Genomic DNA, 21,823 nt, shown 5'->3' with positions numbered 1-21,823 from the left:
TAAAAGGTTTCACCCCGAAGCGGGCGGACGGAACGCATTCTGCTAGGATCAGGCCCTATCAGCTCGTTTCGTGCCGCCTGCCGATGACCAGAAAGCTGTTTTTTCTCCTGCCGCCCCTGCTGTGCCTCGCACTGCTGGCCGGGTGCGCCTCGACACCCGCCCCGCATGGCGAAGTCAAGGGCGCCCAGGCCAGTTCACGCGAGATGGGCCAATCCGACAGCAACCGCGTGGCTACCCTGGCCATGCGGGCCAATCTCGACAGTCTCTACCTGCTGATGTCCAAGCTGTATCGGCGCAATCCGGCCGAATGGAAAAAGACTGCGGCCAGCCGCGACGAGGCCGAGCAGAAGGTGCGCCAGGCCATCGAACAGCGCCAGGCCTGGCCGGAACTGCAGGGCAAGCGCGATATCGAGGCCATGACGCTGGCCTTGTCGCCGGAGTTCAAGGGGGATAGGGTCGCGGCCTTCATCGATGCCACCGCCGACATGATCATCGTGGCGCACGGCAACAAGATTGAATTCTTCCTGGTCGACGGGCTCGATGCCCAGCGTCTCTACAACGCTGCCCGCAATGTGGAGATCGCCGCCTGGATCCTCTCCAGTCGCCGCCATGCCAGCGGTGCGCCCTTGCTGCTGTCCGACGAGATCGGCAGCCAGGCACGCAATCTGAGTTTCGAACGTGAATTCGGCAAGATCGTCGGTCGCCTGGACCTGATGGCCGAATTCATGACCGAGCGCTATCGCCGTGCCGGCATCAGCTATGTGCAGAACCTGTTGGGCGGGTCATTCCTGCAGTTCCTGCCGGTACGTTGAGTTCGTCGGCCACCGTCGGCCGTGCCGGGGCAATCACGTAGCAGCCACGGCCGTTGCCCTTGGCGGCATACATGGCCTTGTCGGCCGCCTGCAGCAGGCTGTCGGCGTCACAGCTGCCGTCACACACGGCGATGCCCACCGACACGCCCAGCTGATAGTCTCCCTGCGCCAGGTGCAGCGGTTCCGAGACCACCTTGATACATTTTTCGGCCAGCACCTGCGCGCCCTGTTCGTAGGGCTGGCCGAGATCGGTAATGAGCAGCACGAATTCATCCCCGCCCACGCGCGCCAGGGTATCGCCGTGGCGGGCCACCTGGCGCAGGCGCCGTGTGACTTCCTGCAGCACCAGGTCGCCGGCCTTGTGGCCGAGGGTATCGTTGATCGGTTTGAAACCGTCCAGATCCAGGAACAGCAGCGCCACACCATTGCGTTCGCGGCAGGCGTGGGTGAGCGCCGCCTCCATCCGTTCGGCCAGCATCATGCGGTTGGGCAGGCCGGTCAGCACGTCGTGATGGGCCTGATGTTGCAGTTCGGCCTGGTGCAGCTTCAGGCGCGAGAGCAGCCCATTGAAGGCCATGGTGAGGTGGCCGACCTCATCGCGCCGCTCCACCGGCAGCGGCGACAGTGGCAGCTCGCCGCGCGTCATGCGGTCGGCCAGGGCGGCGGCACGGCGCAGCGGACGGAAGAACCACAGGTAGGCCAGCACCACCAGCGCAACCACCATGACCCCCTGAATCAGTCCGCCGCGCCCGATCAGGGCGCGGGTACGGGCGACCGTGGGCAGGGCATCGGCCAGCGGCAGCGTCACCGCCACCAGCCAGCTGGTACCGGGCACCGAGGAAAAGGCTTTGATTTCACTGACCCCATTGGCCGCCACGTCCACGCCATTGCCACGGTATCCCTGCTGCAGGGCCTGGTCCATCAGCTTGTCCTGGCCCACGGGAGGCAAGCGGGTATAGACCAGGGCCTCGTCACTGGAGGCGATGATCAGGCGCTGGTTGGGTGCAATGAGCAGGAAACTGCCGGTCGGCCCCAGTCTGGCCCGTTGCAGGTGATCGAGGAAGCCCGGCGCAGTCAGTTCGGTGCTGCCGCCCAGTACCCCCACGATTCGGCCCTCGGCATTGCGCAGCGGCGTCATGATCGCAAGGATGGGTTTGCCGCTGGCCGGGCTGGTCAGGGGCGGGCAGATCACGGTGGCGCCCTGCATGACGCGTTCGAAATCGGGGTACCGGGTCAGCGACAGGGCGCGGCGGCCGTTGAGCGTAGGGTAGTCGACGACGATCATGCCGTTGGTGTCGGCCACGAAGAGTCCTTGCGCAAACAGCGGCTGCAATTCCTGGTGCTCCTGCAGCCAGGTGTACAGTCCTGCGCGGTCTGCCGGCATGGCCGCCGGCAGGTGCCGGGCCAGGCGTTCCAGGTAGTGCGCCCGCTCCTGTACGCGGTACCCGATGTCCTCGGCCAGATAGCTGGCGATGGTGCTTTGCTGGTCGGCTGCGACCTGGGCTTGTTCCTTTTCCAGAAAGTCGATCAGGATGTAGTAGCGCATGAAGGCGCTGACCACGATCAGCAGGAGGCCGAAGAGGACGAGTCGAGACACCAGGCTGCAATGGATGCGCTTGAGCTTCATTCAGGGATTTGATGTTGTTGTTTTTGCTCGGAGCGCCCTTGTTGCCCACTTCCTTCAAAATTGCCCGGAAGTCGCTCCAAGCCAATATTGTGCCACTGCAATGTGGCGCCGGTGCTCTTTTTTTAGCTATTGCCGGGCTGCAATCCTTGCAGGGCAAGGCTTTGCCCGCGTGCGCAGCCCGGCTGGCCCGGCGAGGAGGCCGTTGGTGCTTCAGGCGGGTTCGGCATGTTCCACCATCAGTTGCACGCTGGTCTTGCCGTTGTATTCGTTGGCATCCAGCCGGAAGGCGACCTGGGCATGGTCGGGCAGGGCATCGGTATGGCCGAACCAGATGGCGTCATACTTGCGCCCTCCCTTTTCCAGTTGCAGCTTGAGGTGCTTGTCCTTGAGGATGCGCTGGCTGAGCACGCGGAAATGGTCGCAGAACACCGGCGGGGCAAAGCCCTGGCCCCACACTTGCTGGTCCATCAGGCTGATGAATTCCACCGAATAGTAGCTGTCCTCGAGTTCGCCATCGGTCTCGATGACGCGCTCCAGCTGGTTTTGCGTGAGCCAGTCGCGCCCTACCGCCTCGAAAGCCTGCGCAAAGGCATCGAAGGCTTCAGCATGGATGGTCAGCCCGGCCGCCATGGCGTGGCCGCCGAACTTGGTCATCACCGAGGGGGCATGCTTGGACACCAGATCGAGCGCGTCACGCAGGTGGAAACCGGCGATGGAGCGGCCCGAGCCCTTGATGAAACCTTCATCTCCCGGTGCGAAGGTGATCGTGGGACGGTAGAACTTGTCCTTCAGGCGCGAGGCCACGATGCCGATCACGCCCTGGTGCCAGGAGGGATCGAAAACGGCGATGGTGCGCCGGTCGGCCGGGTTGAAATCGTCCAGCAGCAGCAGGGCGGTGTCCTGCATGCCGGCTTCGATGTCGCGCCGTTCGCGGTTGATGGCGTCGAGTTGCTGGGCGATGGCCCAGGCACGGCCTTCATCATCGGTAGTGAGGCATTCGATGCCCAGCGACATGTCGGCCAGGCGGCCGGCCGCGTTCAGGCGCGGGCCGACGGCAAAACCGAGGTCGAACGGAGTGGCGCGGCGGGCCTCGCGGCCGGCGGCGCGAAACAGGGCGGCGATGCCGGGGTGCATCTTGCCGCTGCGCATGCGTTTCAAGCCCTGCGCCACCAGGATGCGGTTGTTGGCGTCCAGCTTGACCACGTCGGCCACGGTGCCCAGGGCCACCAGGTCGAGCAGGCTGTCCAGCCGTGGCTGGGTCTGGGCATCGAAGAGGCCGCGCTTGCGCATCTCGGCGCGCAGCGCCAGCAGCACGTAGAACATCACGCCCACCCCGGCCAGGTTCTTGCTGGGGAAGCCGCACTGCGGCTGGTTGGGATTGACGATCACGCGTGCCTCCGGCAGGGCGTCGCCGGGCAGGTGGTGGTCGGTCACCACGACGTCGATGCCGCGCCGCTTGGCTTCGGCCACACCATCGATGCTGGCGATGCCGTTGTCGACGGTGACGATGATGTCGGGATTCTTCTCGCGCACGGTCAGCTCGACGATCTCGGGCGTCAAGCCGTAACCGTATTCGAAGCGATTGGGCACGATATAGTCGACCTGCGCGCCCAACAGGCGCAATCCGCGCAGGCCGACGGCACAGGCGGTGGCGCCGTCGCAGTCGTAGTCGGCGACGATGACCAGCTTCTTGCGCGCGGCGATGGCGTCGGCCAGGTAGCTGGCGGCGGCATCGATATGCAGCAGGCCGGACGGGGCGATCAGGGCATTGAGCTCGCTGGCCAGCTCACGTGCGGTGGACAGGCCGCGCGCCGCATAGACGCGTGCCAGCACCGGGTGCACCCCTTCGGCGATGAGTTGCTCGGCCTGGGTGATGTCATAGGAGCGGGTGGTGACGCGTATCATGCCGACAGCCCCGCCAGTGAAGGTTTGTGCCAGAAACGCCGCAGCGCGCCACGGGTGACCGTCACTTCCAGGCTGCGATCCGCGCCGCTCAGGATCAGATTGAGCGACTCCAGGCTTGCTGCCCGCAGCGATACCAGCAAGGGTGCCAGCCAGTCGCGGTCCAGGTGTTCCAGGTGCTGCAGCCAGAGACCCCATTCCTCGGCCAGCGCGGCTTCGGCCAGGGCATCGAGCACCAGCAGGCGGTGGCCGCTGCCGCGCACGAGCTGGGCCGCGCCCCCATCGATGCGCTCCTGCCCGAAGGCGCGCAGCCAGCCGCGCAGGCCGAAGCGTTCGGTGTAGATGTCCTGCGCCAGCACGCCGGCATCGGCGCCGCCCCAGATCCAGATCGAGTTGATGGCCTTCTGGCCGCGCATTTCGCGCTGTTCGTTGAGGGACTCGGCGAACCATTGCATCTGCACTTCGTTTTGCAGCTTGCGCCAGGCCAGCTCGCCCGGTCCTTCGGGCATCCAGATATCGACATTGCGCCCGCTGGCCGCCGAAGGCGTGGAGGTGCGCAGGCCGGCCCAGGCATCGGCCCGGATGAACCAGGTACGGGCGTCGCCATAGACCAGCTCATGGCCGATCTCGGTAAAGAGCGGCAGGGCGGCGTCGAACAGGCGGCGCGATTCGTCCTCCTCCAGTTGCAGCTGGCCGATGTCGGTCAACACCAGATGATCGCGGGCCACGTGGATGTGGGCCGGATGCAGCACGAACCAGTGGCCGGCGCTGGGCGCGTGGCCCAAGCGCTGCATCAGCGCGCTGGCGGCAGCCGGGCTGCAATCCTGGGCGGCAGGCGGCAGGCCGAAGCGCCGGGCCAGCCAGTGTTCATGCGGCAGGGCGCGTGAAAACGGATCATGCGCCTGGCGCGCCACGGCCTTGCCCCGGCCCAGCAGCATGGCCAGGGCCGGCGCCTGGCACTGGCGCAGCAGGTCGCGCGCCAGCTCGGCCGGGGGCAGGGCGAAGGGGATGAGGATGTCAAGTTGATTCATGGGGCGCTATTTTAGCGGCTGGCGCGCCGCTTGGCCCCGTCGACTGCACAAAGCTTCACTTCAAGGCAGTGTCATTGCTTGTTCCAGGCGTTTTTGGCGCGCTGTCGTACCAGCATGCGTACGCTGTCGGGCATGGGCGTGCGCGCGCCATTGGTCTCGGCCGAGAACCACAGGCTGTCCTCGAAGAAAGGCAGCATGCGCGGCGTGATGAAACGGCTGCGGATGCCGTTGATGTGGCGCTCGCCCTGCGCCGTCTGCTGGGTGATGTAGAAGCGCTGTGGTACCACCAGGTGCAGATACTCCCTGGCGCGTGTCATGGCCACGTACAGCAGACGCCGTTCCTCGGCGATCTCGGCCTCGCTGCCGGTGGCCAGGTCGGACGGAATGCAGCCGTCGACCACATTCAGTACATGGACCGAGCGCCATTCCTGGCCCTTGGCGGAGTGGATGGTGGAGAGCGTCAGGTAATCTTCGTCGCGATAGGGCGGGCCGGAGAAATCGCTGCTGGCCTCGGGCGGGTCCAGGGTCAGTTCGGTGAGGAATTTCTCGCGCGAGGCATAGCCCCTGGCCAGCGCGGTCAACTGCTCGAGGTCGGCGGCACGGGCGTCGGCATCCTCGTAGCGTTGTTCCAGCTGCGGCAGGTACCAGTCGCGCGCGGCCTGGAGGTCGGTCGGCCAGGTCGCGCTGGCGCGACGCATCAGGTCATAGGTGTCGGCAAAGGCCTGCCATTGCAAGGCGATGCCGGAGGGCGCGCTGAAGTTCAGGAGCGCGTCGGCCGGGTCGCTGGCACCGGCCATCAGGTCCAGCACCTTCCTGGCGGTAGCGGGACCGACCCCGGGGATCAGTTGCAGCGCCCGGAAGCCCGCCATCCGTCCGCTGGGATTGTGGGTCAGGCGCAGCAGGGAGAGCAGGTCCTTGATGTGTGTGCTTTCCAGGAACTTGAGGCCGCCGAACTTCACGAAGGGGATGTTGCGCCGGACCAGTTCCAGTTCCAGCGCCGCGCTGTGGGTGGCGGTACGGAAGAGCACCGCCTGCGACTTCAGCGTGAGTCCTTCTTCCCGATGCGCCAGGATGCGGTTGGCCACCCAGCGCGCCTGTTCGGCCTCATCCGGGATCACCACCAGTTGCGGCTTCTGCGAGGAAGGCTTGTCGCTCCAGAGCTGCTTGAGGTGCCGCTCCGGCGCATCGGCGATGACCGCATTGGAGGCCTGCAGGATGGGCTGCGTGGAGCGATAGTTCTGTTCCAGCGTCAACAGCCGCGCCGACTGCGTGAACAGCTCGGGAAAGTCGAGGATGTTGCGCACCGTGGCGCCCCGGAAGGAATAGATGGACTGGGCATCGTCGCCTACGACGGTCACACCGGCGCCATCCGGTTTCATCCTTTGCAGGATCTCGGCCTGCAGGCGGTTGGTGTCCTGGTATTCATCCACCAGCACGTGGTCGAAGCGCGCGCCTGCCGACTGCGCGATCACCGGGTCCGAGAGCATGTCGGCCCAGAACAGCAGCAGGTCGTCGTAATCCAGCACATGCTGGGCTTCCTTGGCCTCCACATAGCGGGTAAAGAGTTCGCCCAGCGGCCTTTCCCATTCCCGGCACCAGGGGAACTGGGTTTGCAGCACCGTGCCCAGGTCTTGCCGGGTATTGACCGCACGTGAATAAATGGACAGGCAGGTCGCCTTCAGCGGAAAACGCTTGTCGGTGGAGGACAGCCCCATCTCGTGCCGCAGCAGGCCGATCAGGTCTTCGGAATCGCCGCGATCTTGGATGGTGAAGTTTTCTTCCAAACCGATGACGGCCGCGTACTCCCGCAACAGGCGCGCACCGATGGCGTGGAAGGTGCCCGACCAGGGCAGTTGCGGCGGGCTGTCGGTGGCTGCGAGCCCCAGGACCTGTCGGATCACCTGGCCGACGCGCCGGCCCATGTCGGCGGCCGCCCGGCGCGAGAAGGTCAGCAGCAGGATGCGCTGCGGGTCGGCCCCGTCGAGGATCAGCCTGGCGACGCGGTGCGCCAGGGTATTGGTCTTGCCGGTACCGGCGCCGGCCACGATGAGCAGCGGCAGCTGCTGTGCCGGTGCAAGCTTGCTGCCGTGCTCGACCGCCTCGCGCTGCTGCGCGTTCAGGCGCGCAAACGGATCGCGCTCGCCGCCGGGCGGGCTGCTGGTGTCGGGGACGTCCTGGGCGAGTTCGGGTGGCATGGTGCGGGAAATCCGGAGGGGCGAGGGGGCGCAAGCAGATACTGTATATATAACCAGTTCATGATGCAACATCAGGAAGTGCTTTTATATGAAGTCACTGAGCGCGAACCTCTGCCGTGGAAGTGAATCTATAGACATCACGGCGGGCGACCGACGGGTCAGGCGCGAGCAGGCGGCTGAGGGCCAGGGATGGGCCGTCGGTCCAAACTGTGGCAAACTTCGCGCTTTGTCTTCGCCCGTGTTGGCGTGCGGCCGGAGCATTGCGCCCCTAGCCTGGGGCGCGAGGCGACTGGTGGCACATTGTGCAGGCCCTCTCCCGGAGCAATTTTGAGTCTGATTAAAAACCTGCCGTTCGAATGGCTGGTCGGTATCCGCTACACGCGGGCCGGCAAGCGCAGCGGTCGCAACAGTTTCATTTCCTTCATTTCCCTCATTTCCATGGCCGGCATCGGGCTGGGCGTGGCCGCGCTGATCGTCGTGCTGTCGGTGATGAACGGCTTCCAGAAGGAGGTCCGTGATCGCATGTTGTCGGTGCTGCCCCATATCGAGGTGTTTGACGCTTCCGGTGCCATGCACGACTGGCAGGCTGTCGCCAAGCAGACCTTCCAGAACCCGGAAGTCCTGGGCGCGGCGCCCTACGTGTCCGGTCAGGGCATGATGACGCGTGACGACAACCTGCGCGGCGTCATGGTGCGCGGCGTGCTGCCCGAAGAAGAGCGCAAGGTGTCCGACGTGGCCGGGCAGATCAAGCAGGGCAGTTTCGATTCGCTCAAGCCCGGCGAATTCAACATCGTCATCGGCGGCGAGCTGGCGCGCGGCATGCGCGTGGGCCTGGGGGACAAGGTCACGCTGATCGTGCCGCAGGGGCAGGTGACCCCGGCGGGCGTGCTGCCGCGCCTGAAGCAGTTCACCGTGACCGGCATCTTCGAGGCCGGCCATTATGAATTCGACTCGTCGCTGGCGTTCATCGACATCAAGGATGCCGAGACCCTGTTCCGCATGGATGCCCCTACCGGCGTGCGCCTGCGCATCCGCGACATGCTGCAGGCCCCGGAAGTGACTCAGCAACTGGCCCACACTCTCACCGGCGACCTCTACCTGCGCGACTGGTCGCAGCAGAACAGCAACTGGTTCGCGGCCGTGAAGACCGAAAAGCGCATGATGTTCATCATCCTCGCCCTCATCATCGCGGTGGCGGCCTTCAACCTGGTGTCCACGCTGGTGATGACGGTGACCGACAAGCAGGCCGACATCGCCATCCTGCGCACGCTGGGGGCCTCTCCCGGTTCCATCATGAAGATCTTCGTGATCCAGGGCGCACTGGTGGGCCTCATCGGTACGGCTGCCGGGGTCGGTCTGGGCGTGCTGGTGGCACTGAACATCGATGTGCTGGTGCCGGCCATCGAACATGCCTTCCATGTGCAGTTCCTGCCCAAGAGCATCTATGTGATTTCCGAATTGCCGTCCGAGCTGATCTGGTCGGATGTCACCACCATCGGCGGCCTGGCCGTTGTGCTGGCATTCCTGGCCACGCTCTATCCGAGCTGGTCAGCGGCCCGTGTCAAACCGGCGGAGGCGCTGCGCTATGAATAATATTGATCCGATCAAGAACCGCCAGGCCGTGCTCTCATCGCGCGGGCTGGGCAAGACCTTCACCCAGGGCAAATATTCCGTGAAGGTGTTGGGCAATGTCGATATCGACGTCTACCATGGCGAGCAGGTTGCCATCGTCGGCGCCTCCGGTTCCGGCAAGTCGACCCTGTTGCACTTGCTGGGCGGGCTCGATACCCCCAGCAGCGGTACCGTGAGCCTGCTGGGCAAGGATTTCGCCAGCCTGGGCGAGCGCGAGCGCGGAACCCTGCGCAACCAGTCGCTGGGCTTCGTCTACCAGTTCCACCACCTGTTGCCGGAATTCTCTGCGCTGGACAATGTGGCCATGCCGCTGATGATCCGCCGCATCAAGCGTGCCGAGGCGCAGGAACAGGCCCGCGAGATGCTGGACAAGGTCGGCCTGGCGCAACGCGTGACGCACCGGCCGGGTGAACTTTCCGGCGGCGAGCGTCAGCGGGTGGCGCTGGCGCGCGCGCTGGTCACGCGCCCGGCCTGCGTGCTGGCCGACGAACCGACCGGCAACCTCGACCGCAGCACCGCCGATCGCACCTTCGAACTGATGATCGAACTCTCGCGCACGCTGGGTACAGCCTTCGTCATCGTCACCCACGATATCGAGCTGGCCGGGCGTTGCGCACGCGTGCTGCGACTGTCCGACCAGGGGCTCAAGGCGGCCGGTCAGCAGTCTTGAGGCTTTCCGGGTAAGCTATGCCCTTGATACCGCCGTCTTTTGGAGACGGCGGTATGCTTTTGAAGACACGAATACCTGAACAGATACAGATGGAAACTGGAGCAAGACAATGAACACCCGCCAATGGCTAGAGACCCTGGTCGCCTTCGATACCACCAGCCGCAATTCCAACCTGGAACTGATCACCACCGTGCGGGACAGCCTGGAAAAGCAGGGCATCTCCTCCTGGCTGGCACACAACAAGGAGCAGACCAAGGCCAACCTGTTCGCCACCTTGCCCGCTACCGCCGGTCCCGATGCCGGCAGCACCGAGGGCGGGATCGTGCTCTCCGGACATACCGACGTGGTGCCCGTGGATGGCCAGAAATGGGATACCGACCCCTTCAAGCTGACCGAGAAGGAGGGCAGCCTGTACGGTCGCGGTACCTGCGACATGAAAGGCTTCATCGCCACCTCGCTGGCGCTGGTGCCGGAATTTCTGGCCATGCCGCGTGTGAAGCCTATTCACCTGGCGTTCTCCTATGATGAAGAAATCGGCTGCATCGGCGCTCCCGTGATGCTGGAAGAGATCGTCAAGCGCGGCATCAAGGTCGATGGCTGCGTGGTCGGTGAGCCCACCAGCATGAACGTGGTGGTAGCGCACAAGGGCATCAACGTGTTCGCCTGCAAGGTACACGGCAAGTCCGCGCACTCTTCGCTGACCCCGCAGGGCTGCAATGCCATCGAGCACGCCGCGCGCCTGATCTGCGCCATCCGCGATTTCGCCGATGGCTACAAGGCCAATGGCCCCTATGACCAATTCTTCGATGTGCCTTTCAGCACGATGACCACCAATCAGATCCGTGGCGGCATCGCGGTCAATACCATCCCTGAGCTATGTGAATTTACTTACGAATTCCGCAACCTGCCCGGCATGAGCGTGGCCGACATCCAGGCCCGGATCGACAAGTACATCGCCGAGGTGCTGCTGCCCAAGATGCGCAGCGAGTTCCCGGACGCCCGCGTGGAGATCGACAACTTCGCCGGCAGCCCGGCGCTGGAAGCGGTGGAGCAGGCGGCCATCACCGAACTGGTACGCGCACTGACGGGCGACCGTGAAACCCGCAAGGTGGCGTACGGTACCGAGGCGGGGCTGTTCCAGCAGATCGGCATTCCGACCATCGTCTGCGGTCCCGGCGACATCGGCAATGCCCACAAGCCCAACGAGTTCGTGACGCTGTCGCAGATGGAACGCTGCGAGCAGTTCCTGCGCAAGCTGGGCAAGTCCTTGCAGCCGGCCTGATCGCACACAGGATCAGCCAGGCTCGACAGCCAGGGACGCGGGACGCGAGCGATCGCGTCCTTTTTTCATGGTGCTGCGCGCCTGCTGCCGTCATTCTTTACGATTGTTAATCCCTGCAAGAGCGCGTTAGACGGTAAACTGCCGTCTCCGAAGCCGGTGCCAACCGGCTATGCTGTTGAAACAACAAGACGCTTCGGGGGAAGCGAGCCGGATCAGCCTGGCTGAGCCATGCGGTCGCGGCCCCTGTTGCGGGTGTCGTCATCCGGAGCCGTTGCCCGCCGGGCCGGTCTTTCCGATTTTCGCCAAGCCATCCAGCACATGTGGGTTGATACGCACTGCCATCTCGATGCCGGGGAATTCGGCGCCCGTTCCGCTGCCATCGCTGCCGAGGCCGCGCAGGTTGGCGTGCGCGTCATCGTCATCCCGGCCATCGCGCGGGTGAACTTCCGGGAGGTCGCCCGACTGGCGCGCGAGGTCGGCAACGCCGTCTATGCGCTGGGCATCCACCCCCTCTACGTGCCCACGTCGGAAGAAAGCGATCTGGACACGCTGCGCACGGCCATTGCCGACGCGCTGGACGATCCGCTATTTGTAGGGATTGGCGAAATCGGGCTGGATTTCTTCGTACCAGCCCTGAAGGAAGCGCCGCTGCGCGAAAAGCAGGAATTCTTCTTCGCCGAGCAGCTCAAGCTGGCGCGCGAGTTCGCGCTGCCGGTCCTGCTGCATGTGCGGCGCTCCCAGGACATCATTCTCAAATACCTGCGCCGTATCCGCGTGCCGGGCGGCATCGCCCATGCCTTCAATGGCAGCGACCAGCAGGCCCGGACCTTTGTTGAACTGGGGCTGCACCTGGGATTCGGCGGTGCCATGACCTTCCCGCGTTCGCTGCAGATTCGCCGCCTGGCAAAGGAACTGCCCTTGTCGTCCATCGTGCTGGAGACCGACGCGCCGGATATTTCCCCGGCCTGGCGCCATCCCGACATCAACACGCCGGACCAGATCCCGCGCATCGCCGAAGTCCTGGCCGGGCTGCGCCAATTGCCCTTGCACGAGATCGCCGCCGCCACCACGGCCAATGCCCGGGCCGCGCTGCCGCGCCTGGCCCATGCGGGACTGCACCTCTGATGCGCGCGCTGATCATCGGATTTGCCGTCGGCGTGGGCTTGCTGCAGGTGCAGGGCCAGTTGCCCGGGACCGAGTGGTATGCCGTGGGCCTGGTGCTGGCCGCCTTGCTGGCCTTGACTGCCTGGAAGTTCTGGCAGCCTTTCCTGCGGGTGCCGTTATTGCTGACCTGCGGCGCCTGGCTGGGTTTTCTGTGGGCCGCCTCGTTTGCGCTCTATTACCTTGACCAGGCTTTGCCGACAGCCTGGGAAGGAAAGGACATCACCGTCATCGGTACCGTCGCCGATCTGCCTGTCCACAACGAGCAGGGGGTGCGTTTCCGTTTCGACGTGGAGCAGGTGGTGCTGCAGGGGGGCGTGAAGCCGCCGGTGCCGCCCCGGCTGGCGCTGTCCTGGTATGGCACCCAGCGTTACCAGCTGCCGTCCGAAGATGGCGAGCAGCTCGCCCCGCCCCGGCTGGCCGTACCCGACCTGCGCCCCGGCGAACGCTGGCGGTTGCAGGTGCGCCTCAAGCGTCCGCACGGCAATGCCAATCCCGACGGATTCGACTACGAATTGTGGCTGCTGCAGGACGATGTACGTGCCACCGGCTATGTCGTTGGTCGTCCGGCGGCGGCGGGCGCGCCGCTCACGGCGCTGAACCGGCGCATCGATGAATTCGTCTGGACACCTTCCCACGTCATCGACAGCGCGCGCGGCTGGCTGCGCGATCGCATCCATGCGGCGTTGCCCGATGCGCCCTATGCCGGGGTGATCGCGGCGCTGGTCATGGGCGACCAGCGTGGCATCAACCAGGCCGAATGGACCGTCTTCAATCGCACCGGCATTGGCCACCTGATGGCCATCTCCGGTCTGCACATCACCATGCTGGCGGCCTTGTGCGGCGGGCTGGCGAGCTGGCTGTGGCGGCGTTCCTTCTTCACCGGGGCGCAACTGCCGCTGCGCCTGCCGGCCCAGAAGGTGGCGGTGATCGTGGGCATGCTGGTGGCTTTTTTCTATGTCCTGCTGGCCGGTTTCGGAGTGCCGGCCCAGCGCACCTTCTACATGCTGGTCGTGGTCGGGGTCGCCTTCTGGCGCGGCCGCATCGTGCGTGTCTCGGTAGTGCAGTGCCTGGCTCTGGGGCTGGTCTTGCTGCTCGATCCCTGGGCGGTACTGTGGCCTGGGTTCTGGCTGTCTTTCGGGGCGGTGGCCTTGCTGCTCTATGGCTCGGTGGGTCGCATGCAGCCGCCGCAGGCCATGGCTGCCGCGGCCTCGCGCAGGCACTGGTGGTCGGCGCTGCTGCAGCGGATCAAGCAAGCGGGATACGCCCAATATGTCGTCACGCTGGGGCTGGTGCCCTTGACGGTGCTGCTGTTCGGGCAATATTCCCTGGTCAGTCCGATCGCCAATGCGCTGGCCATTCCTCTGGTCTCGCTGGTGATCACGCCGCTGGCGCTGCTGGGCAGCATCCTGCCGGAACTGCTCGCCCACTTCGTGTTGCAGGTCCCACACCAGCTACTGGCGTGGCTGGCCGATTTTCTGCGAGTACTTGATGCCATGCCCTGGGCGGTGTGGCAAACGCCGCTGCCGGGCGTCTGGATGTTCGCGCTGGCCCTGGGGGGAACCTTGCTGGTGCTGGCGCCGCGCGGCTGGCCGGTGCGCTGGCTGGGCCTGTTCGGCTGGTTGCCGTTGCTGCTCAATGCGCCCGTGGCACCGGCCGAAGGCAGCATGCGCGTGACCGCCTTTGACGTCGGGCAGGGCATGGCCGTGCTCGTGGAAACGCCGGGACATCGCCTGCTCTACGATACCGGGCCGTATTACACCGCCGAATCCGACGGGGCTACCCGCGTGATCCTGCCTTACCTGCGTGCGCGCGGTATCGATCATCTGGATCGTGTGGTGATTTCCCACAATGACAACGATCATTCCGGCGGGGCAGTGTCGCTCTTCAAGCATCTGCCGGTGGACAGCGTCTATTCATCGCTGGCACCACAGAGCCCCATCCTGCGCGCCGCACCCGCGCATACACGCTGCCAGGCCGGGCAATCGTGGAACTGGGATGGCATCGGCTTTACCATCCTGCATCCGCGGGCGGCCAGCTATGACAGCGACAAATGGCGTCCGAATGCCCGCAGTTGCGTGCTGAAGGTGCAGATCGGGCGGCAGTCGGTGCTGCTGGCCGGAGATATCGAGGCCGTGCAGGAAGACGAACTGGTCAACGGTCCGCTGGCCGACCGCTTGCCCTCGACGGTGCTGCTGGCACCGCATCACGGCAGCGGGACCTCGTCCACCGAGCCCTTCCTGCGGGCGGTGCGGCCGGAACTGGCGGTATTCCAGGTCGGCTATCGCAACCGTTTCAATCACCCCAAGCCGGAAGTCTATGAACGATATGGTCGTCTTGGCATCCGCCGCCTGCGCACCGATGAAACTGGCGCGCTGACCATGACGCTGGGGGATCAGCTGCAAGTGGATCAATACCGCAAGCAACATGCGCGGTATTGGTACGGCCAGTAAGCAGGCAAGGCGCTCGACGCCTGCCTGTCGTTCCATTTCGCGATGCGGGAAAATAGCACGCTCGCGGCGTCGGCCGTTTTGCTATGCTGCGGCCATTGCCTAGCCTGCACCTGTCCATGAGCCTTCCCATTCTTCATTTCGCCCACGCCAACAGTTATCCGGCGGGGACTTACGGCATGTTCTTCGAACAATTGCGTGCCCACTACGATGTGCGCGCCTTGCCTATCCACGCCCATGATCCACGCTTTCCGGTCGACGACGGCTGGCGCACTCTGGCGCGCGAACTGCGTGAGGAACTGGAGCGCAGCTATGCCGAACCGGTGATCCTGGTAGGGCATTCCATGGGCGGCATCCTGGCGCTGATGGCTGCGCGCAAGCGCCCGGCGCTGGTGCGCTGCGTGGTACTGCTGGATTCGCCGATCGTGGCCGGCTGGCGCGCGCAGCTGCTGCGCCTGGCCAAGTTGCTGAAGTATGAAAGCCGTCATTCGCCCTCGGTGGCCTCGGCGCGCCGCCGTGACAACTGGCCGGACATGGAGGCAGCCTACCGGCACTACGCCGCCAAGTCCCTGTTTGCGGCCTGGCCGCAGCAGGTGCTGCGCGACTATCTGCAACATGGCCTGGTGGCGCAGCCCGGTGGCGGCGTGCGCCTGCGCTTCTCGCGCGAGACCGAAACCGCGGTCTATCGCACCATTCCTCATCACCTCGGGCGCCTGGCGCGCCAGACCTATCCGGTGCCGGTAGGCTTCGTGGGCGGCGTCGATTCGGTCGAGTGCCGTCTGGCCGGCCTGGAGGCCACGCGCCGGCTGGTCGGACCGAACTTCCTCCAGATTGCCGGCGGCCACCTGTTTCCGATGGAATCCCCGGTGGCGGCGGCCCAAGCCACGCACGGCATGATCGGACAACTGTTGCAGGGCAGGCAGCTTCACGGCCAGTGACGTGTAGATGAACCAATTTGCCGGGACGATGGTCAAGAATCCAGTGCGCGGGGCCGCGCATGTTTTCCTGCTGCAAGATTGTCGATGGAGAGACACTAATCGCAGGGAGGCTTAAAAAACGAGCCGGATTTGGGGTATAATTTGAATTTCCCGCATGTGCCGTTCGGCACTCATCTGTAATGACCAAGTTTGTATTTGTCACTGGCGGCGTCGTGTCTTCCCTGGGTAAAGGGATTGCCGCCGCGTCCCTGGCTGCGATCCTCGAATCGCGCGGCCTCAAAGTCACCCTCCTGAAGCTCGATCCCTACATCAACGTCGACCCCGGCACCATGAGCCCCTTGCAGCACGGTGAAGTGTTCGTCACCGATGACGGCGCCGAAACCGACCTCGACCTGGGCCACTACGAGCGCTTCATCTCGGCCAAGATGAAGAAGGTGAACAATTTCACCACCGGTCAGGTATATGAATCGGTGATCCGCAAGGAACGCCGTGGCGAATACCTGGGCAAGACCGTCCAGGTCATCCCGCACATCACCAACGAGATCCAGGAATTCATCCATCGCGGCGCCGAAGGTTTCGAGGTCGCGCTGGTGGAAATCGGCGGCACTGTCGGTGACATCGAGTCGCTGCCCTTCCTTGAGGCGGCGCGCCAGTTGAGCCTGCGCTCCGGCCGCAACGCCACCGCCTTCGTGCATCTGACCCTGGTTCCCTTCCTGGCCTCGGCCGGCGAACTCAAGACCAAGCCCACCCAGCACAGCGTGCAGAAGCTGCGCGAGATCGGCATTTCCCCCGACGCGCTGCTGTGCCGTGCCGACCGCCGCATCCCCGACGACGAGCGCGACAAGATCTCGCTGTTCTCCAACGTCGCCGCTGACGCCGTCATTTCGGTGTGGGATGCCGATAGCATCTATAAGATTCCGCAGATGCTGCACGACCAGGGTTTGGATACCATCATCTGCGAAAAGCTGGGCCTGTCGCCCAAGCCGGCCGACCTGTCGATGTGGGACAAGCTGATCGATGCGCAGAACAATCCTTCGCACGAAGTCACCATCGGCATGGTCGGCAAGTACGTCGACCTGACCGAGTCCTACAAGTCGCTCACCGAAGCGCTGCGCCATGCGGGCATCCATACCGGCAGCCGCGTCAACATCGAGTACCTGGATTCGGAAGAGATCGAAGCCAACGGCACCGACAGCCTGACCAAGTACGACGCCATCCTGGTGCCGGGCGGTTTCGGCAAGCGCGGAGTGGAAGGCAAGATCGCCGCCGCCCGCTATGCCCGCGAAAACAAGGTGCCTTACCTGGGCATCTGCCTGGGCATGCAGGTGGCGCTGCTGGAATATGCGCGCAACAAGGCCGGTCTGTCCAAGGCCAATTCGACCGAGTTCGATCCGGATACCGAACAACCGGTGGTGGCCCTGATCGATGAATGGCAGAACCATGACGGCAAGGTCGAGCGGCGCGATGCCAACTCCGACCTGGGTGGCACCATGCGCCTGGGGGCGCAGACCTGTGCGGTCAAGCCGGGTACCCTGGCTGCCGAAATCTACGGCGACAGCGTGACCGAACGTCACCGCCATCGCTATGAAGCCAACAACTTCTACCTGGGTCGCGTGGAAGAGGCGGGCATGATCGTGTCGGCCCGTACGCCCAGCGAAGACCTGTGCGAAATCATGGAACTGCCGCGCACCGGCGAGAACGCTCACCCGTTCTACATCGGCGTGCAGTATCACCCGGAGTTCAAGTCCACTCCGCGTGACGGCCATCCGCTGTTCATTTCGTACATCCGCGCGGCGCTGGCGCATCACGCAGCGTCGAAGGGCCAGGCATAAGCTGCCGGCCAGGTGCATGAAACGGCTGCCGTCGGGCGGCCGTTTCAACATGGGCGCCCCGGCTACCGGGCCTGCACCCGCCAATCATTTTTAAAACCTTGATGGAGATCTGGAATGAGTGCAATCGTTGATATTATCGGCCGCGAAGTGATCGATTCGCGCGGCAATCCGACCGTGGAATGCGACGTGCTGCTGGAATCCGGCGTGCTGGGTCGCGCTGCCGTGCCCTCGGGCGCATCCACCGGCTCGCGCGAAGCGATCGAACTGCGTGACGGCGACAAGAGCCGTTACTTCGGCAAGGGCGTGCTGCAAGCCTGCGAAAACATCAACACCGAGATCTCGGAAGCCATCATGGGCCTGGACGCCAATGAGCAAGCCTTCCTGGATCGCACCCTGATCGATCTGGACGGCACCGAGAACAAGAGCCGCCTGGGCGCCAACGCCATGCTGGCCGTCTCGATGGCCGTGGCCAAGGCCGCTGCCGAAGAATCGGGTCTGCCCCTGTATCGCTACTTCGGCGGCAGCGGTTCCATGCAGATGCCGGTGCCGATGATGAACGTCATCAACGGTGGTGCCCACGCCGACAACAACCTGGACATCCAGGAATTCATGATCATCCCGGTGGGCGCACCGAGCTTCCGTGAAGCCCTGCGCTATGGCGCCGAGGTGTTCCACACCCTGAAGAAGATCCTGCACGATCGCGGCCTGGCCACCTCCGTCGGTGACGAAGGCGGTTTCGCTCCCAACGTTTCCAGCCACGAAGAAGCCATCAGGCTGATCATCGAAGCCATCGAGAAGGCGGGTTACGAGCCGGGCACTCAGATCGCCCTGGGTCTGGACTGCGCTGCCTCCGAGTACTACAAGGACGGCAACTACCACCTGGCCGGTGAAAACATGGTGCTGACCCCGGCCCAGAAGACGGGTCTCTTGGCGTCCTGGTGCGACAAGTACCCCATCATCAGCATCGAAGACGGCATGGCCGAGAACGACTGGGCCGGCTGGAAACTGCTGACCGAAACCCTGGGCAAGAAGGTCCAGCTGGTGGGTGACGACCTGTTCGTCACCAACACCAAGATCCTCAAGGAAGGTATCGACAAGGGCATCGCCAACTCGATCCTGATCAAGATCAACCAGATCGGTACCCTGACCGAGACTTTCGCCGCCATCGAAATGGCCAAGCGTGCCGGCTACACCGCCGTGATCTCGCACCGTTCGGGCGAAACCGAAGACTCGACCATCGCCGATATCGCTGTTGGCATGAACGCCTTGCAGATCAAGACCGGCTCGATGTCGCGTTCGGACCGCATGGCCAAGTACAACCAGCTGCTGCGTATCGAAGAAGACCTGGGCGACATCGCCAGCTATCCCGGCCGCGCTGCGTTCTACAACCTGAAGTAAGAAGCTTGCGGCGCCCACCCCAAAGGCAGGCGCCGCATTGAGAGCTCCCGGCTATGCGCCTGATCATCCTTTGCCTGTCCTTCCTGCTGGTTGTGATCCAGTATCCGCTCTGGCTGGGCAAGGGCGGCTGGTTCAAGGTCTGGGAGCTCGACCGCCAGGTGCAACTGGCGCACAAGAAGAACGACGAACTCAAGGAACGCAACGCCAAGCTGGCCTCTGAAGTGGACGACCTGAAGCAGTCCAAGGGGGCGGTGGAAGAGCGTGCGCGCTTCGAGCTGGGCATGATCAAGCAGAACGAGGTCTTCATCCAGCTGCTCGATGGCAATTCGACCAAGCCTGCCCCTGCCGTCAATCCAAATCCCTTCATGCCTGGTTCCGGGCAACCGAGCAGTGTTTCCGTTCCCGTCAACGCGCCCGCCTCCAGCGCCCGCGTTGCTGCGCGTTGAGCGCCTGTCCGGCGTCGTCCTGTCTTTCGCATGAGCCTTGATACCCCGCTGAACTGGCTGGGCCTGAGCACCACGCCGCTGGAACTGGTCTCCTTCGTGCTGGCGGTGATCACCGTCTGGCTCAACATCGCCCAGAATCATTGGGCGTGGTTGTTCTCCATTCTCTCTTCCTTGTTGTACGCGGCGGTGTTCGCCGATGCCCGTCTCTATGGCGATGCCGGCTTGCAGTTCGTCTTCGTGGCGGTCTCGGTCTGGGGCTGGTCGCAGTGGCTGCGTGGCGGCGAGCAGCAGGGGCCGCTGCAGGTATCGAGGCTCTCGGCACGGGGCTGGCTGCTCATGGGCATGGCCTGGGTGGCGGGGTGGGGGATACTGTCATGGTTCCTGCAGCGCTACACCGATACCGATGTGCCGCACATGGATGGCCTGCTCACCGCCGGCAGTCTGGTCGGACAATTCCTGCTGTCGCGCAAGAAGCTGGAGAACTGGCTGGTCTGGATCGTCGTGGATGTGCTCTACGTGGGACTGTATCTCTACAAGCACCTGACGCTGACGGCCATTCTCTATGCCCTCTTCGTGCTCATGGCCGCAGCGGGCTGGCGCAGCTGGCGCCGCGCCTAGCGGGATGGCGGCAGTGCCGGTGCCGCCGCTGGCGGGTCGGCGAAGACGATGCGGTTCTTGCCGGCATTCTTGGCCTTGTACAGCGCCACATCGGTGCGCTTGAGCAAATCCGCCTGGCTCTCGCCGGGCTGATACACCGCCACGCCGGCACTGAAGGTGATGAGCAGGCGCTGGCTTTCGTGCATGAAGATGCGCTTGGTCAGTTCGCGCTGGACCCGCGTGATGATCTGGACCGCGTCCTGCGGACTGGTCTCCGGCATCAGTACCACGAACTCCTCGCCACCGAAACGCGCGATCACATCCAGCTTGCGCAAGGTCTCGCGAATGACCTGCACCATGTGTACCAATACTTCGTCACCGGTGGCATGGCCGTGCGTATCGTTGATGCGCTTGAAGTCGTCCAGGTCCAGCAGGGCCACGCACAGGGGCGTTTCGCGACGCAGGGCGTTGGCGATCTCGCGATCCAGGGATTCATCCATGCCGCGCCGGTTGAGGCTGCCGGTCAACTGGTCTTCGCGCACCAGTTCGCCCATCTGCTGCAGTTGCTGCTCCAGCGCCTGGATGCGTTCCTCGGCCTTTTCCACTTCCTGGCGCGCATCTTCCATCGCATCGCGCGAGCGGGTGGCTTCTTCCTGGGCTTTCTGCGTCTCGGTCATGATCTCGCTGAGCACGCTGTTGAGGTCGGCAATGTTGCCGGCCTGGCTGATCTGTTGCGAGAACCCGCGGATGGTGCGCTGGTAGTTGTCGGTAGTGGAGACCATGGCCGAGAGTCGATCCACGAAGGTCAGCATCATGTTCTTGACCACCACTTTTTCCTCGGACAGGGTGTTCTTCAACAGGCCCTGCTTGTAGATCACTTCCTTGAGGTTCTTGGTGGCGTCGGCCAGGGAGGTGCTGCTGAGCGGGCCGGCGATCAGACTCTGCACCGTCTCGATCTGGCTCGACAGCCAGGAACCTTGTTCCAGCAGGCCGTTGATGTTTTCCAGCAGCAACTGGAACAGGCGCATCAGCAAATCCTGCTGCTGGGCCATGTCGTCGGTCTTGAGCTCGATCTGGAAACTGAGCTGCCTGACGCGGCTGATGATGTCGTTCATCGCCTGTTCCGAGAACGCCATCTTCAGCTCCTGGCCACTGTTGCGCGACTCATTGGCCAGTTCCGGCGCGGTCGACAGCAGCGAGGGCAGATTGAAGACCAGGATGCGCGCCAGCATTTCGCGCAGCATCTTCTCCTTGATGCTGTCACGGATGAACTGGCGTTCCAGGTCGATTGGCACCAGTTCGCCGTGGGGCACTGCCGGCTTGGCGGGCAGGATGGGGCGACTCTGCCAGTTGGCGTCGGCAAATTCGGTCAGCTGGCGTTCGAACTCGCTCCAGTCCCCATTCTCGCGCGCACGTACCAGGCGCGTGCCGAGCAGGCCGTTCTCACCGGGCTGGCGCGAGAGCTTGGTGGCGAAATTGCCGAGCACCGACTCGGCCGTCACCCCTGGCAATCCGCCCTGGATTTCCTCGTAGGCGATGCGGTAGGCGTCCGGCGTGGGCGCAATGCGCCTGGCCCCCAGCCTCTGGAAAGCTTCTCGGGCGATCTCGACAGGCGTGAGCGTGGTCGGTTTCTTGGACATGCCGGCTGGTGACTGTATTGTTGGTGTGATTGTCTGGGTGCCACGGGGAATTTAATAAGGTATCGGCGCAGGCCGGCATTGCTTGAGCACGGCGCCTTCCCCTGTCATCGCGCAGACGCGGCGTAGTCTCCCCTTGCGCCGTAGTCCGTTGCCGCTGTCCCTCAAGGTAGAGGCAAGAATGACAACTAATTGTACTTCAGCGCATGTGCT

The 21,823-nt window shown here is 64.1% G+C and carries 16 protein-coding genes; 11 read left to right on the top strand and 5 right to left on the bottom strand.

Going from position 1 to position 21,823, the window contains the following annotated elements; translation table 11 throughout:
• Window positions 1–83 precede the first annotated feature (83 nt).
• Entirely contained in the window at window positions 84–812 is a 729-nt protein-coding gene (locus GWL_RS10630; protein ID WP_034350432.1) for a hypothetical protein, read from the top strand.
• On the opposite strand, the gene GWL_RS10625 is transcribed toward GWL_RS10630, so the two are convergent.
• The 4 genes from GWL_RS10625 to GWL_RS10610 all read right to left on the bottom strand — a co-directional run bounded on the left by GWL_RS10625 (window position 754) and on the right by GWL_RS10610 (window position 7,567).
• A complete protein-coding gene (locus GWL_RS10625; protein WP_008329714.1) occupies window positions 754–2,439 on the bottom strand; it encodes a diguanylate cyclase domain-containing protein in 1,686 nt (561 codons plus the stop codon). The two genes, GWL_RS10630 and GWL_RS10625, sit on opposite strands and share 59 nt — an antisense overlap.
• Window positions 2,440–2,649: 210 nt before the next feature.
• The gene (gene recJ, locus GWL_RS10620; protein WP_008329713.1) at window positions 2,650–4,344 is read right to left on the bottom strand and encodes a single-stranded-DNA-specific exonuclease RecJ; all 1,695 of its coding nucleotides are present in this window, start codon (window positions 4,342–4,344) and stop codon (window positions 2,650–2,652) included.
• The gene (locus tag GWL_RS10615) at window positions 4,341–5,372 is read right to left on the bottom strand and encodes a hypothetical protein (RefSeq protein WP_008329712.1); all 1,032 of its coding nucleotides are present in this window, start codon (window positions 5,370–5,372) and stop codon (window positions 4,341–4,343) included. The genes recJ and GWL_RS10615 overlap by 4 nt, the downstream gene beginning before the upstream one ends.
• A 71-nt stretch (window positions 5,373–5,443) precedes the next feature.
• Entirely contained in the window at window positions 5,444–7,567 is a 2,124-nt protein-coding gene (locus tag GWL_RS10610; RefSeq protein WP_008329711.1) for an ATP-dependent helicase, read from the bottom strand.
• A 327-nt stretch (window positions 7,568–7,894) separates the two neighbouring features.
• On the opposite strand from GWL_RS10610, the gene GWL_RS10605 reads away from it, so the two are divergent.
• The 10 genes from GWL_RS10605 to pnuC all read left to right on the top strand — a co-directional run bounded on the left by GWL_RS10605 (window position 7,895) and on the right by pnuC (window position 19,994).
• Entirely contained in the window at window positions 7,895–9,160 is a 1,266-nt protein-coding gene (locus GWL_RS10605) for a lipoprotein-releasing ABC transporter permease subunit (RefSeq protein WP_008329707.1), read from the top strand.
• Window positions 9,153–9,869: a lipoprotein-releasing ABC transporter ATP-binding protein LolD gene (lolD, locus tag GWL_RS10600; RefSeq protein ID WP_008329705.1), complete on the top strand. Its 717-nt coding sequence runs from the start codon at window positions 9,153–9,155 to the stop codon at window positions 9,867–9,869. Before GWL_RS10605 ends, lolD begins: the two co-directional genes overlap by 8 nt.
• A 109-nt stretch (window positions 9,870–9,978) precedes the next feature.
• The gene (argE, locus tag GWL_RS10595) at window positions 9,979–11,151 is read left to right on the top strand and encodes an acetylornithine deacetylase (RefSeq protein ID WP_008329703.1); all 1,173 of its coding nucleotides are present in this window, start codon (window positions 9,979–9,981) and stop codon (window positions 11,149–11,151) included.
• A gap of 318 nt (window positions 11,152–11,469) precedes the next feature.
• Entirely contained in the window at window positions 11,470–12,276 is an 807-nt protein-coding gene (locus tag GWL_RS10590) for a TatD family hydrolase (RefSeq protein ID WP_008329701.1), read from the top strand.
• Complete coding sequence (locus GWL_RS10585; protein ID WP_008329699.1) at window positions 12,276–14,765, top strand: DNA internalization-related competence protein ComEC/Rec2; 2,490 nt, start codon at window positions 12,276–12,278, stop codon at window positions 14,763–14,765. Before GWL_RS10590 ends, GWL_RS10585 begins: the two co-directional genes overlap by 1 nt.
• A gap of 116 nt (window positions 14,766–14,881) precedes the next feature.
• Entirely contained in the window at window positions 14,882–15,700 is an 819-nt protein-coding gene (locus tag GWL_RS10580) for an alpha/beta fold hydrolase (protein WP_192811562.1), read from the top strand.
• A 179-nt stretch (window positions 15,701–15,879) separates the two neighbouring features.
• Window positions 15,880–17,532: a CTP synthase gene (locus tag GWL_RS10575; protein ID WP_008329694.1), complete on the top strand. Its 1,653-nt coding sequence runs from the start codon at window positions 15,880–15,882 to the stop codon at window positions 17,530–17,532.
• Window positions 17,533–17,646: 114 nt separating this feature from the next.
• Window positions 17,647–18,930, top strand: a complete 1,284-nt coding sequence (gene eno, locus GWL_RS10570; protein ID WP_008329687.1) for a phosphopyruvate hydratase — start codon at window positions 17,647–17,649, stop codon at window positions 18,928–18,930.
• A gap of 53 nt (window positions 18,931–18,983) precedes the next feature.
• On the top strand, window positions 18,984–19,376 hold the full coding sequence (gene ftsB / locus GWL_RS10565; RefSeq protein WP_008329686.1) for a cell division protein FtsB: 393 nt from the start codon (window positions 18,984–18,986) through the stop codon (window positions 19,374–19,376).
• A 30-nt stretch (window positions 19,377–19,406) separates the two neighbouring features.
• Window positions 19,407–19,994, top strand: coding sequence for a nicotinamide riboside transporter PnuC (pnuC, locus tag GWL_RS10560; protein WP_008329684.1), 588 nt, complete (start codon window positions 19,407–19,409; stop codon window positions 19,992–19,994).
• Here the strand turns inward: pnuC and GWL_RS10555 are convergent.
• Complete coding sequence (locus GWL_RS10555; RefSeq protein WP_008329682.1) at window positions 19,991–21,613, bottom strand: GGDEF domain-containing protein; 1,623 nt, start codon at window positions 21,611–21,613, stop codon at window positions 19,991–19,993. The genes pnuC and GWL_RS10555 overlap by 4 nt on opposite strands.
• Window positions 21,614–21,823 lie beyond the last annotated feature (210 nt).

Source organism: Herbaspirillum sp. GW103 (assembly GCF_000261365.1).
Lineage (GTDB): Bacteria > Pseudomonadota > Gammaproteobacteria > Burkholderiales > Burkholderiaceae_D > Herbaspirillum.
The sequence above is the reverse complement of the archived record's forward strand: the minus strand, read 5'-3'. Positions and strand labels throughout refer to the sequence as shown.

Bases quoted from the DNA above. Each gene is read 5' to 3' on its own strand.
- eno (WP_008329687.1), top strand. From the start codon at position 17,647: ATGAGTGCAATCGTTGATATTATCGGCCGCGAAGTGATCGATTCGCGC.
- GWL_RS10590 (WP_008329701.1), top strand. From the start codon at position 11,470: ATGTGGGTTGATACGCACTGCCATCTCGATGCCGGGGAATTCGGCGCC.
- GWL_RS10625 (WP_008329714.1), bottom strand. From the start codon at position 2,439: ATGAAGCTCAAGCGCATCCATTGCAGCCTGGTGTCTCGACTCGTCCTC.
- GWL_RS10575 (WP_008329694.1), top strand. From the start codon at position 15,880: ATGACCAAGTTTGTATTTGTCACTGGCGGCGTCGTGTCTTCCCTGGGT.
- pnuC (WP_008329684.1), top strand. From the start codon at position 19,407: ATGAGCCTTGATACCCCGCTGAACTGGCTGGGCCTGAGCACCACGCCG.
- recJ (WP_008329713.1), bottom strand. From the start codon at position 4,344: ATGATACGCGTCACCACCCGCTCCTATGACATCACCCAGGCCGAGCAA.
- GWL_RS10555 (WP_008329682.1), bottom strand. From the start codon at position 21,613: ATGTCCAAGAAACCGACCACGCTCACGCCTGTCGAGATCGCCCGAGAA.
- lolD (WP_008329705.1), top strand. From the start codon at position 9,153: ATGAATAATATTGATCCGATCAAGAACCGCCAGGCCGTGCTCTCATCG.
- GWL_RS10615 (WP_008329712.1), bottom strand. From the start codon at position 5,372: ATGAATCAACTTGACATCCTCATCCCCTTCGCCCTGCCCCCGGCCGAG.
- ftsB (WP_008329686.1), top strand. From the start codon at position 18,984: ATGCGCCTGATCATCCTTTGCCTGTCCTTCCTGCTGGTTGTGATCCAG.
- GWL_RS10630 (WP_034350432.1), top strand. From the start codon at position 84: ATGACCAGAAAGCTGTTTTTTCTCCTGCCGCCCCTGCTGTGCCTCGCA.
- GWL_RS10585 (WP_008329699.1), top strand. From the start codon at position 12,276: ATGCGCGCGCTGATCATCGGATTTGCCGTCGGCGTGGGCTTGCTGCAG.
- GWL_RS10610 (WP_008329711.1), bottom strand. From the start codon at position 7,567: ATGCCACCCGAACTCGCCCAGGACGTCCCCGACACCAGCAGCCCGCCC.
- GWL_RS10580 (WP_192811562.1), top strand. From the start codon at position 14,882: ATGAGCCTTCCCATTCTTCATTTCGCCCACGCCAACAGTTATCCGGCG.
- argE (WP_008329703.1), top strand. From the start codon at position 9,979: ATGAACACCCGCCAATGGCTAGAGACCCTGGTCGCCTTCGATACCACC.